The following is a 12,984-nucleotide window of genomic DNA, read 5'->3' as shown; positions in this document are numbered from 1 at the left end:
CTTTCTGTTATAGAATCATGCCCTCCAGTTTTCTGGTCAGACCCTCTATCTGTTTATCCCTTGGTTCAACTAATAATCAGTGTGCTGATGAACAAAGCCCCCACTGATTAAAGTTTCACTTTATATCGAAATATGAAAAATAAAGAGTTATGTGATATATATTAAATATCTTATATAACAAATTTAAAAGACAATATGCAAAATTGCATGAAAATTCTTTTAAATAAAAAAGAATCCTAGTCAATTAAACTAGGATTCTTGATTTTCTATTATTTCTCTTGTGTTTTTTCCCAATCAGCTAAGAATTTCTCAATTCCTTGATCTGTTAATGGGTGCTTCACTAATGAAGCAATTACGTTTGCTGGGATTGTTGCAATATGTGAACCGTTTAATGCTGCATCAGTTACGTGAACGCTGTGACGTACAGATGCTGCAATGATTTCTGTTTCGATGCCATGAATTGCAAAGATTTCTGCGATTTGACGAATTAAATCCATACCGTTATGACCGATATCATCTAAACGACCTAAGAATGGTGAAACATATGTTGCACCAGCGCGAGCTGCAAGTAATGCTTGAACTGCTGAGAATACTAATGTAACGTTTGTACGAATTCCTAAATCAGAGAACGCTTTTACTGCTTTTAAACCTTCTGTTGTCATTGGAACTTTTACAACAACGTTTGGAGCAATCTTCGCTAATTCTTTTCCTTCTTCAATCATTTTATCAGCTTCTAAGCTAATTACTTCTGCACTTACAGGTCCTTCTATAAAGCTGCAAATTTCACGAATACGCTCATGGAAATCTACGCCTTCTTTTGCTACAAGTGATGGGTTTGTCGTTACTCCAGCTACTACGCCTAATGCATTTGCCTCTTTAATTTCGTTAATGTTTGCTGTATCAATAAAGAATTTCATTTGTTATTCTTCCTTCCTAATTTTCATTTTATATTTATTTATTTTTCTTAATAAGCTCTAATTCAATCGGAATAGATTTGTCCACTTTTTTACCTTGTGTTATCTCTTTTGCTGTTTGCATCGCCTTCTCTCCGATTAATTCCGGTTTTTGAGCGACTGTTGCAGCCATACGCCCATCGTTAACCGCTTTCACAGCATCTTCAGTTGCATCAAATCCAACAACGACTACATCTGTTTTTCCAGCAGACTTCAATGCTTCAAGTGCACCTAATGCCATCTCGTCGTTATGCGCAAACACGGCTTTAATATCGCTATTTGCTTGCAAAATGTTTTCCATAACAGATAATCCTTTCGCTCTATCAAAATCAGCCGCTTGTTTGGCAACTACTTTTAAAGACTTATCGGCTACGTTATGGAATCCTTTCCCACGTTCACGAGCAGCAGACGATCCAGGGATTCCTTCTAACTCAGCAACGTTTGCTCCTTCGCCGACTAATTCACGAATGTAATCACTAGCCATTTGACCACCTTCGATATTATTAGATGCAATGTGAGAAACAACCTTACCTGAATTCGCAACGCGGTCTACTGTAATAACAGGAACATTTGCTGCATTTGCCGCACTTACCGCTGAAGCAACAGCATCTGAATCGGTCGGATTAATAACAACTACATCGACACCCTTTTGAATTAAATCTTCAACATCGTTCGTTTGCTTCGCTGCATCATTTTGCGCATCAACAGCAATCAATTCGATGCCGCTATCTTTCGCTTTCTTTTCTGCACCCTTTTTCAAAGTTACAAAGAAGGGATTATTTAAAGTTGAAACAGAGAATCCAACTTTAATAGTTTTATTTCGACCTTTATCGCTAGAATCCTTTGCCCATTCTGGTGGTTCCATTGAACAACCAGCAGTAATGACCATAATACATGCAACGAGTATAAGTAACCATTTCTTCATGAACTGTCCCTCCATTACGCTTCTTTTCGGCGATCAATTAATACAGCTAGTAAGATTACAAGTCCTTTTACAACTTGTTGGAAGAAAGAAGATACACCTAATAAATTTAAACCGTTATTTAGTACACCGATAATTAGTACACCGATGAATGTACCAACAATCCATCCTCTTCCCCCAGAAAGACTTGTTCCACCTAATACAACTGCTGCAATTGCATCTAATTCGTAAGAAGTACCTGCAGTCGGCTGTGCAGAATCTAGTCGTGATGTTAAGACAATACCTGCAAGCGCTGCCAAAATTCCGGAAAGACCGTAAATCATTACTTTAATTCTCGTAACATTAATACCTGATAGTGCTGCTGCTTCTTCATTTCCACCAATTGCAAATGTACGACGGCCAAATGTCGTTTTCTTCAAAATGAAGTACAGTACTGCGAAAGCGATCATCATTGTAACAGCTGGTACCGGAATACCAAGAAAATAACCGCGGCCAAACATTTGGAACATTAAATGATCACCAAGACCAGTGATCGGACGTCCGTCCATATAAACAAGCGTCAACCCACGAAAAATAGTCATTGTTGCTAAAGTTGCAATAAATGGAGCTACTTTTCCTTTCGCAATGATGATACCGTTTACAACCCCCATTACAAGACCTGCTAATAGTCCAACTGCCATTGCAAGGAACGGATCCATGCCACTTGCCATCATTCCAGCAACAAGTGCACTTGATAATGCTAAAATAGAACCTACCGATAAGTCAATACCCCCTGTTAAAATTACGAAGGTCATTCCGAATGCAATAAGCGCATTAATCGATACTTGACGCAGTATATTAAATAAATTTGGAATTTCAATGAACGCTGGATTTAAAACTGTAATTACGACGATAATTAATACTAAACCGATTAAAGAACCGAGTTGTTGTAATACATTCCCCTTCTTAGCCATCCTTACTCTCCCCCTGTAGCTAGTGCCATAATAGACTCTTGTGATGCCTCATCTTTCCCTAAAATGCCGCCGACTTTTCCTTCATGAATAACAAGAACTCGATCACTCATTCCTAAAACTTCCGGAAGCTCAGATGATACCATAATAACGGCATCGCCTTGCTCAGTAAGCTTATTCATGATAGAGTAAATTTCTTTTTTCGCTCCAACATCGACACCTCTTGTTGGCTCATCTAAAATGAGTAATTGCGGATGAATGCCTAGCCATTTTGCGATTACAATCTTTTGCTGATTTCCACCAGAAAGAGATTTCACTGCCTGCTCTCCGCTAGATGCTTTCACATTAAGAAGCTTCATCATATCCTCTGTAAACTGTTGTTCTAGCTCGTTGCTTAGAACACTTCCCTTTGAAAGACTTTCTAAATTCGGTAAAGCTAAATTTTCTCGAATTGAAAAATCTAACACTAATCCTTCAGACTTTCTATCTTCTGTAATGAAAGCAATTCTTTGTCTAATTGCATCTATCGGACTATCAATCTTTACTTCTTGTCCATTTATAAAAATTTGTCCAGAATCTAAAGGTTCATAACCAAATATCGCTTTCATAATATCAGTGCGACCAGCTCCCATTAAACCAGCTACACCAAGGATTTCACCTTTCCTTACTTGAAACGAAACATTTTCAAATTTCCCTTTCTTCGTTCCGTTACGCATTTCAAAAATGACATCACCAATTTGACTATTTCGCTCTGGGTAACGTTCACCAATGCTGCGCCCCACCATCATACTCACTACTTCATCAAATGATGTTTCTGGAATTAATCTCTTTCCAACGTATTCTCCATCACGCAAAATCGTAATGGCATCACATATCGAGAAAATCTCTTCCATACGATGCGAAATGTACACGAATGAAACACCTTCTTTACGTAACTTATTGATTACTATAAAGAGCGTTTCGATTTCACGATCCGTCAGTGCCGCAGTAGGTTCATCCATAATAATAACGCTCGCGTTTGTCATTAACGCTTTCGCAATTTCGATAATTTGCTGTTGTCCAACCGATAGTTCCTCTGCTAACATAGCACCTCTTACATGCAATCCTAGCTCTGCTAGTTGCTGCTGCGCAATCGCGTTCATTTGTCGAGTGCGTAAAATACCTGTTTTCCCATACATTAACTCTTTACCAAGAAACATATTTTCAGCTACTGTTAAATTCGGCAATATGTTTAGTTCTTGATGTATAAATGCGATGCCGTACTCTTCAGCTTCTTTCGCATTTTTAAAGGTGCGCTCTTGCCCATCAATCGTGATTGTCCCATCATCTTTTTTGTATACACCTGTTAAAATCTTCATGAGCGTTGATTTACCCGCTCCATTTTCCCCCATCAATGCATGGACTTCTCCTGTTTCAATCATAAACTGTGCATTCTTCAAAACAGGATTGCCATTGAACGCCTTTGAAATGTTTTTCATTTCAATATGCATTCCCATCACTTCCCTTTATTAAAAAATCACGCCTGCATGTAAAATTACATTTGCATAAGGCGTAGCCTCGCCTGTACGAATAATCGCCTTCGCTTTCTTTGTATGCTCTTTAAATTGTTCATGAGATACATACTCAAATGCTGGCTCTATTAATTTTTGCTCGATCTCTTTATTTACTTCCGCATTATTTATAATGACTTCTTCTGCTAACGTCACTTTTTCGATTGCCATATCATCAGCTACAACTTGTAACACCTCTAAAAAACTCGGTTTTCCAATCTCAACAGCTAAATCAATTCGTTTTACTCCATCCGGAATCGGTAACCCGCAATCAGCAATTACAACCGTATCTGTATGCCCAAGTGAAGCAAGGACTGCCGCGATTTCACTGTTTAATACACCATGCTTTTTCATCCAACAATCACCTGCACTTCACGTACTCGATCTCTCGTTGGCATACCGCCCTGTGCTCCAAGTTTCGTTACAGAAAGACCACCGGCAATATTCGCGAAACGAATTGCTTTTTGAAGTGTCTCTCCTTCAGAAAGTGCAACTGCTAACGCACCATTAAATGTATCACCAGCTCCAGTTGTATCCACTACATCAACAGCAATGCTAGGAACATGTACAATCTCTGTGCCATTATGGAAACGAACACCGTTAGAACCTTCTGTCATCAATAATTTATTTGGATACTTCGCCAATAAATCTTCAATTGGTGATGTAAAATCATCTAATACAATGCGGCACTCATGTTCATTTGGCGTAATATAAGTTGCTTTTTCTAAAATTTCTTCTGATAAAACTTGTGCTGGCGCTGGATTCAACATAACAGGAATATTATGTTCCTCACAAATAGCCAATACATATTTTACTGTTTCAAGTGGAATTTCTAGTTGAAGAACAACCATATCCGCTTTTACAAGAAGGTCTTTGGAGCGATCTACAACTGACTTATTTACAAGAGCATTTGCCCCTTGTACGACAACAATACTGTTATCTTCTTCTGCTAAAACGATATGAGCAATTCCTGTCGTTCTATCTGTAACCGGTACCACATAATCGATAAAAATGCGTTCGTTCTCTAAATTTTTTCTAACTACTGTTCCATAATCATCATTTCCTACCGCTCCAACCATCGCTACATTTGCTCCTAACCTAGCTGCAGCAACTGCTTGGTTTGCCCCTTTCCCTCCTGGGATTGTATGAAACGCTTCACCAATTACTGTTTCTCCTGCTTTCGGCCGTTTTTTTGAAACAGCCACTAAGTCCATTGAAATGCTTCCTACTACTGCAATATTTGGCATCTGTTTCATCTCCTTACTTCGTTGTATTTCGTTCTATAATTTCAATCGGCAAACGATAGTGTTTCTCTTCTAATGTATTTCCTTCCATTTGCTCTAACAACAACTCTGTTGCAATTTTCCCCATTTCATATATCGGTTGTGCAACTGTTGTAATAGATGGATACATCATTTCTGTTAAAGAAATTCCATCAAATCCAATAATTTGTAAATCATCTGGAATGGCAATCCCCTTTTGAAGTGCAGCCTTTACAATACCAATCGCAATTAAATCATTCCCAGCAACAATACCATCAATATGCGGGTATTCTTCTAATAATTCCATCGCTACACGCTCACTATTTGCTGGATCAAACGTACTCTCTGCAATCATATACGAAAGATTATTTTGCGTAATAACGTCTACAAAACCTTCAAAACGTTCATTTGCAGTACTCACATCACGTGGACCGCGAATATGTGCAATATGTTTACATCCTTTATCTAGTAACAACTTTGTCGCAGCCTGACTTCCTGCATAGTTATCTGCATATACAGTAGGAATACGCTCATTAAACATACGGTCAATCGCAACAACCGGGACAGATAAATTCATGTAATTAACACTATTTTGTGGATTCGTTGCTACAATAAATCCATCTACATTATTTTGTCTAAGTACATCAATGTATTGTTTCTCTTTTTCTAAACTTTCATCAGAGTTACAAAGGACAACTGTGTAACCTTGTTTATGTGCTACATCTTCTACGGCACGTGCAACTTCTGGAAAGAACGGATTCACGATATTTGGAACAACTAAGCCAATTAAACGAGACTTTTTATTATACAGTGAACGCGCTACTGTACTAGGCTTATAATCTAACATCTCAATTGCACGCTCTACCTTTTTTAATGTATCTTCGTGAACATATCCATTTTTATTTAAAACTCTGGAAACGGTCGCAACAGATACTCCCGCTAATTTCGCAACGTCTTTAATCGTACTCATTCTCTTTTCTCCTCATTTCATGTAACCGTTTACAGAAAATAATATAACGTATTTCTAAAAATACGTCAATCATTTCTCACTAAAAAGCTTTTAAGGTTATACTCAAAAAAGCACCGCCATAAGGCGATGCTTCTTCATTACGAGTATGATACAGTTTTTTCTTTTTCTTCTACAGCAGGCTCTTTAGCATCTTTTTTACGATCTGATAATTTAATTTTTTGTAAGAAAATCGTAAAGATGGCACCTACTACGATAAATACTAATCCTGTTAAGAATACAGTATGAAGCGAGTCTACTAAAGAGTTTTTCAAAATAGGTACAATGCTGTTAGCGAACGCTTCTGGCATTTGTTTTAATGCCTCTGGGCTAAATAGCATCGAATATAAACCTTGTGGATCTGTGTGAATCATATCTTTAAATTTCGTTACCATTTGTCCCGCTTCTTTCGGGAATGTATCTAATACAGGTACTAATTTATTTGTTAACGTTGTACCTGAAGTGTTATTCATAATTGATCCTAAAATTGTAATACCAAATGTTCCACCAATTTGACGGAAGAACTGACTTGATGACGTTACGACACCAAGGTCTTTTTTCGGGAAGCTTTCTTGTAACGCTAATGTTAATGTCGGCATTACAAGACCCATTCCTAAACCGATAACCATCATATAAGAAGTAGCTGTAAGCTTCGTTGTGTGCATATCCATCGTTGTTAATAACCAGAAACCACCCGCCATAATAAGCATACCTGCGATAATTTGTGGTTTTACACCAACTTTTAATACAAGTTGCCCACCGATAATACTCATTACAATCATTGTAATCATCATTGGAGTCATAATTGTTCCTGATTCAGCAGCACTTACTCCTACAATACCTTGCATGAAGAATGGTACGAACATAATCGCGCCGAACATTCCAATACTCATAAAGAATCCAATCGCATTCAGTATTGTAAATGTGCGATTTTTAAAGAAATGCATTGGTAAAATCGGCTCTTCAGCTTTCGTTTCAACAATAACAAAGCTAACGATACCAATTACAGCTAGTGCAAATAAACCGATAATTTGCCAAGAGTCCCATGCATAATCTTTTCCGCCAAACGTTAGCGCAAGTAATAAACTTACAACACCTAGAATCATCGTAAAGATTCCAGCGATATCAATTTTAATTGGTCCTGTTTGTTTATGTGATTTTAATCCCATTGCAATAAAGATTGTTGCTAAAATACCAACCGGTAAGTTAATGTAGAATACCCATCTCCAGTTCACTGCATCTACAATCCACCCACCAACTTGTGGTCCAATTACAGAAGCAAGACCGTATAACGCACCAAAAATACCTTGCCATTTCGCACGTTCTTTTCCCGTGAACATATCTCCAATAATAATCATAGCCATTGGCATCATAATACCGCCACCAAGACCTTGAATACCACGGAAAATAATTAATTCTGTCATACCATTTGCCATACCACATAACGCCGAACCAATCATGAAAATAACTAGCCCTGTTATATATACGTTACGACGACCAAGTAAATCCGCTAACTTACCTGCAATTGGTACAACTGTCGTTGATGTTAACATATATGCTGTTGTTAACCATGTCATTAAACTTAATCCGCCTAGGTCACCGACGATACGTGGCATTGCTGTACCAACAATTGTTCCATCTAATGCAGCAAATAGCATCGCGATTACTAAACCGATTAACAACAACTTTCTATTTTGATTTTCTTGTTGTTCCATGTAATCTCCTCAATTCCTCTTAGTTATTCTCTTTTTTCTCTTGTGTCCCGCAAATAATGGTTTCTAACTTCTCAAAGAGACGTAATAAATCTTCTCTTTCTTGCAACTCTAAATGTGAAAAGTATTTTGCAATATGCTCGTTGCGAGCTGTCATTGCCTCTTCTACTCTAGATTTCCCCTTTTTCGTTAACTCGATGATGACAACACGACGGTCATCTTTGTCGTGATAGCGTTCTACAAGTTCTTGATCGATTAGACGATCAATCATCACTGTAATTGCGCTAGGCTTCACGTACATCTTTTTTGCTAATGTTGTCGCTCTTGAAGCCCCATAATGATCTAGAATCTTTAAAATATAAAACTGCGGTGGTGTAAGTCCTGTTGCTTGCATTTGTTCTAATAACTCCGTCTGCATTTTCTTTCCAATCGAAAAGGCTAGAGCTTGAATTTTATCGATATGCGTCATATCATTTGGCATGTTATCCACCTCTTATTTAAACAATAAAATATTTAACGTATTTAAATATTAATCCCACGAACAAAATCCGTCAATACTTTTATTCATAAAAACGTTTACATTTTTGTCACAAAGTTGTATAATTTTCGACGAAGTTAATATTGACAGTCACGGAGAAACGGAGTACACGGCTATGAATCATAAAAAAGGAAACTTTTTTATATTTCATGGCCTTTTTATATTCTCTGTCTTAAAACGCTTCGAATTAATTAGGGGAGGATTTTCATTTTATGTTTTTCACACAATTATTTAAACCTGCGCCCCACGCGGAACGCTTACCAGCTGATCGCGTTGATAGCGAATACCGTAAATTACGTTTACAAGTATTCTTAGGTATCTTCATTGGTTATGCAGGTTACTACTTTGTTCGAAAAAACTTTTCACTAGCAATGCCATACTTAATCGAGCAAGGATTTAGTAAAGGGGAACTTGGGGTTATCCTTTCAGCAGTATCTATCGCTTACGGATTAAGTAAATTTCTTATGGGTATCGTATCCGACCGTTGTAATCCTCGCTACTTTTTAGCAGCTGGGCTATTTTTATCAGGTATCATTAATATTATTTTCGGCTCATTTTCTTTCATTACAACGAGCATTATACTTATGTTTGTACTTCAGTTTTTAAATGGATGGGTACAAGGCATGGGATGGCCTCCTTGTGGTCGTACGATGGTTCACTGGTTCTCTATTAGCGAACGTGGTACAAAAATGTCTATTTGGAACGTCGCTCATAATGTCGGCGGCGCGCTGATGCCGTCTCTTGTAACATTAGGCTTATACTTCTTTGCAAATGACTGGCATAGTATTTTTTACTTCCCAGGTATTCTTTCAATTTTAGTTGGTATTTATGTACTAATTACAATGAAAGATACACCTCAATCTTGTGGACTACCTTCTATTGAAGAGCATACTGGAGAATATCCACCAGATGAGAAAATAAAAGATCGCGAACGCGAACTTTCGGCAAAGGAAATTTTATTTAAATACGTACTAAACAATAAATTTTTATGGTACATCGCTATTGCGAACGTTTTCGTGTATTTCGTACGTTACGGCGTTGTAGACTGGGCTCCTACTTATTTAGTAGAAGAAAAAAGCTTTACTCATAGTAGCTCACGTACTGCTTACGCTCTATATGAATGGGCTGGTATTCCAGGTACACTTCTTTGCGGATGGATGAGTGATAAACTATTTAAAGGACGTCGTGCACCTGCTGGTATTTTATTTATGATTGGTGTATTTATCGCAGTTCTTGTTTACTGGTTAAATCCTCCTGGTAATCCAATGGTTGATAGTATCGCTCTTGTCGCAATTGGATTTTTAATTTACGGACCGGTTATGTTAATTGGTCTACACGCTCTTGACTTAGCACCAAAGAAAGCTGCTGGAACTGCAGCAGGCTTAACTGGATTCTTCGGTTACTTAGGCGGAGCTGCTTTCGCTAGTGCCGCTATGGGCTTTATCGTAGATGCATTCGGGTGGGATGGCGGATTCATCTTATTACTTGCATCTTGCATACTTGCAATGTTCTTCCTTGCCCTTACTTTAAATACAGGGTCAGTAAAATCAAAACAAGCTTAAATAACATATAAAAATCATAAAAATAGCTCTTAGCATCTACATACATGCTAAGAGCTATTTTTTATTTTCATTGCTGTTCCTACTAATGATAACAACCAATTCCTTCCCTACTCTAATATTAAAAAATTTGATGAAACACCTTTATTAAAACAGCTAACGTAACAGATGCAGCAAATCCCCCTAGACAAATTAAGCTTACCCCTTGACTATATGACAAATTTTGAAATGATTTCATTGCTTCCATCCTCCCTATCTCCCCTGTGATACTTTTATTTTACCAATGGGAAAAATTTCATAACATCGATTTCTCTAACAACTAACTTACAAATTTGTAAGTTAACATCTTTTCAACTTATATATCTAGTATTTCCACAAATAAGAGTTATTTATACATAAAAAAGACCTCAGTTATACTAAGGTCTTCATTACATTCTATTTTATTTTATAATCATCACCGGACATTTCACTCGTTTTGCTATTTTATGACTGACACTACCAAGCACCATTTCTTGCAGTGTATTTAGCCCTCTGCTTCCAGCGATAACAAGATCTATATCTCCTGTATTTACATATTGAACAATTGTATCTCCAGGATCACCATGTAATATCGTAATTGTATAAGAAATGTTCTCTTTCTTTAATAGACCTTCAATCTCTTTTAATTTATCTTTTCGACTAGCTGATATTGTTTCTAAGTCTGTTTGACCTTGTATAATATCTGATTTTGCCGTTCTATTATCTACTACGTACACAACTTCAACATTTGTTTCTTCGCTACATTTCGCAATATATGTTGCATGTTCCGCTGCTCGAAGTGCATGTTCAGAACCGTCACATGCTAATATAATTTGTTTGTACATATGCTGAATCCCCTTTTCGTTATCCTACTCGTATTATATAATAAAGCCCCCTAAAAAGGAGGCTTTTAACTAGCAATTCTTTTATTATAAGTAGCCAAATTTGCAACAAGTTTTGAGCTACGTTCATTTAATCCTGTTATACTTACTTTCACACCACTTTGCTCATACTTCATGATAACTTTATCAATTGATGCCACTGCTGAATCATCCCATACGTGCGCATGAGTAAAATTCATTTCAATTTCTTTTACATCTTCATTAAATGAAAAATTATTTATGAAATCGGCTGTAGATGCAAAGAAAAGTTGACCGTGAATTTCGTATATTTTCTTATTTTCAATATATAAATGTTTCACGTGAATCTTTGCCATATTGAATGCAAATAACACCGCACTAATTACTGTTCCGATAATTACACCTAATGCTAAATTATGTGTAATTAAGACAATCACAACTGTTACAATCATAACAAATGCGTTTCCTTTTGGTACTTTATGAATCGTTGTTACAGAGTTCCAATCAAACGTTCCGATTGAAACCATAATCATAACCGCAACTAAAGCTGCCATCGGAATATGAACGACATAATTCCCTAAAACGAATAGTAATACGATTAAAAATCCGCCCGCTACAAATGTTGATAGGCGACCTCGTCCACCTGATTTAATATTAATAACAGATTGACCGATCATTGCACATCCTGCCATTCCTCCGAAAAATCCAGCAACGATGTTTGCGATCCCTTGTCCGCGTGCCTCTTTATGCTTATTACTTTCTGTATGCGTCATATCATCTAAAACTGAAGCTGTTAATAAAGACTCTAGTAAACCAATGATTGCAAGCATAACTGCATAAGGTAAAATAATCCCTAATGTTTCTAATGTAAATGGCACATCAGGAATACTAAAGAACGGTAATTCTTTCGGTAGGCTTCCCATATCCCCTACTGTTTTCAACTGTAATCCGCTCATAAGTGCAATACTCGTCACAATAATAATTGAAATAAGCGTAGAAGGTACAGCCGTTGTAATACGTGGAAATACATATATAATTGCAAGTCCTAATACAACGAGTGCATACATTTGCCAAGTTGCATTTTTAAAATGCGGTAATTGCGCTGTAAAAACTAAAATTCCAAGTGAATTTAAAAAACCACTCATAACAGATTTCGGAACAAACTTCATAAATGAGCTCAGTTTGAACACGCCAAAAATAATTTGGACGATACCTGTTAATATTGTTGTAGCAAATAAATATTGCAAACCATGATCTTTAACAAGCGTTACCATTAATAATGCCATTGCACCTGTTGCAGCTGAAATCATTCCAGTTCTTCCGCCAACAAATGAAATGGTAACCGCAATACAAAAGGCTGCGTATAGTCCAACTGTCGGATCCACGCCTGCAATAACAGAGAAGGCTATCGCTTCAGGGATTAATGCTAAAGCAACGACAATTCCTGATAACACGTCCCCTCTCACATTAGAAAACCAGTCATTTTTTATCGTTTGAAACAAAATACCACTCCTCTACTCCTTTATAATTTGATTTTCTCCATAAGAAAATCTAGCCGACTGCACGAAAGCTATTATATAACGAGTAGAAGATTTTTTGCTATGTAAAAGTTTCCTAAAAAAGATGTTACCTTCGTAGCTTCTTTTCCTAGAAT

General features: G+C 37.1%; 13 protein-coding genes. 1 reads left to right on the top strand and 12 read right to left on the bottom strand.

Translation table 11 applies throughout. From position 1 onward, the window contains the following. Positions 1–269: 269 nt before the first annotated feature. The 9 genes from fsa to ACLBXA_RS23000 all read right to left on the bottom strand — a co-directional run bounded on the left by fsa (position 270) and on the right by ACLBXA_RS23000 (position 8,836). A complete protein-coding gene (gene fsa / locus ACLBXA_RS23040) occupies positions 270–917 on the bottom strand; it encodes a fructose-6-phosphate aldolase (protein ID WP_000667667.1) in 648 nt (215 codons plus the stop codon). A 34-nt stretch (positions 918–951) separates the two neighbouring features. Continuing rightward, positions 952–1,878, bottom strand: a complete 927-nt coding sequence (gene rbsB / locus ACLBXA_RS23035; protein WP_000758976.1) for a ribose ABC transporter substrate-binding protein RbsB — start codon at positions 1,876–1,878, stop codon at positions 952–954. A gap of 14 nt (positions 1,879–1,892) precedes the next feature. Next, positions 1,893–2,828, bottom strand: coding sequence for an ABC transporter permease subunit (locus tag ACLBXA_RS23030; protein ID WP_001074650.1), 936 nt, complete (start codon positions 2,826–2,828; stop codon positions 1,893–1,895). 2 nt (positions 2,829–2,830) lie between these two features. Beyond that, the gene (gene rbsA, locus ACLBXA_RS23025) at positions 2,831–4,315 is read right to left on the bottom strand and encodes a ribose ABC transporter ATP-binding protein RbsA (protein WP_002162933.1); all 1,485 of its coding nucleotides are present in this window, start codon (positions 4,313–4,315) and stop codon (positions 2,831–2,833) included. An 18-nt stretch (positions 4,316–4,333) separates the two neighbouring features. Next, positions 4,334–4,729, bottom strand: a complete 396-nt coding sequence (rbsD, locus tag ACLBXA_RS23020) for a D-ribose pyranase (protein ID WP_000716151.1) — start codon at positions 4,727–4,729, stop codon at positions 4,334–4,336. After that, the gene (rbsK, locus tag ACLBXA_RS23015; RefSeq protein WP_001132865.1) at positions 4,726–5,622 is read right to left on the bottom strand and encodes a ribokinase; all 897 of its coding nucleotides are present in this window, start codon (positions 5,620–5,622) and stop codon (positions 4,726–4,728) included. Before rbsK ends, rbsD begins: the two co-directional genes overlap by 4 nt. A 13-nt stretch (positions 5,623–5,635) precedes the next feature. After that, on the bottom strand, positions 5,636–6,607 hold the full coding sequence (gene rbsR, locus ACLBXA_RS23010; protein ID WP_000104047.1) for a ribose operon transcriptional repressor RbsR: 972 nt from the start codon (positions 6,605–6,607) through the stop codon (positions 5,636–5,638). 137 nt (positions 6,608–6,744) lie between these two features. Then, complete coding sequence (locus ACLBXA_RS23005; RefSeq protein ID WP_000437648.1) at positions 6,745–8,358, bottom strand: MDR family MFS transporter; 1,614 nt, start codon at positions 8,356–8,358, stop codon at positions 6,745–6,747. 19 nt (positions 8,359–8,377) lie between these two features. Beyond that, on the bottom strand, positions 8,378–8,836 hold the full coding sequence (locus ACLBXA_RS23000) for a MarR family winged helix-turn-helix transcriptional regulator (RefSeq protein WP_001132366.1): 459 nt from the start codon (positions 8,834–8,836) through the stop codon (positions 8,378–8,380). A gap of 269 nt (positions 8,837–9,105) precedes the next feature. Between ACLBXA_RS23000 and glpT the strand changes: the two genes are divergently transcribed. Continuing rightward, the gene (gene glpT, locus ACLBXA_RS22995; protein ID WP_000466386.1) at positions 9,106–10,455 is read left to right on the top strand and encodes a glycerol-3-phosphate transporter; all 1,350 of its coding nucleotides are present in this window, start codon (positions 9,106–9,108) and stop codon (positions 10,453–10,455) included. A 118-nt stretch (positions 10,456–10,573) separates the two neighbouring features. Here glpT and ACLBXA_RS22990 read toward each other — a convergent pair whose 3' ends face one another. From ACLBXA_RS22990 to ACLBXA_RS22980, 3 genes are all read right to left on the bottom strand, one after another. Further along, positions 10,574–10,690 (bottom strand): DUF4027 family protein, encoded by a 117-nt coding sequence (locus ACLBXA_RS22990; RefSeq protein WP_000834733.1) that lies wholly within the window; start codon positions 10,688–10,690, stop codon positions 10,574–10,576. A 202-nt stretch (positions 10,691–10,892) separates the two neighbouring features. Further along, complete coding sequence (locus ACLBXA_RS22985; RefSeq protein ID WP_000277998.1) at positions 10,893–11,315, bottom strand: universal stress protein; 423 nt, start codon at positions 11,313–11,315, stop codon at positions 10,893–10,895. Between the two features lie 65 nt (positions 11,316–11,380). Next, a complete protein-coding gene (locus ACLBXA_RS22980; RefSeq protein WP_447617545.1) occupies positions 11,381–12,832 on the bottom strand; it encodes a SulP family inorganic anion transporter in 1,452 nt (483 codons plus the stop codon). Positions 12,833–12,984: the final 152 nt, after the last annotated feature.

This window comes from Bacillus sp. D48C (assembly GCF_053345735.1).
Note: the sequence above shows the minus strand (reverse complement) of the source record. Positions and strands in the feature narration are given on the sequence as shown.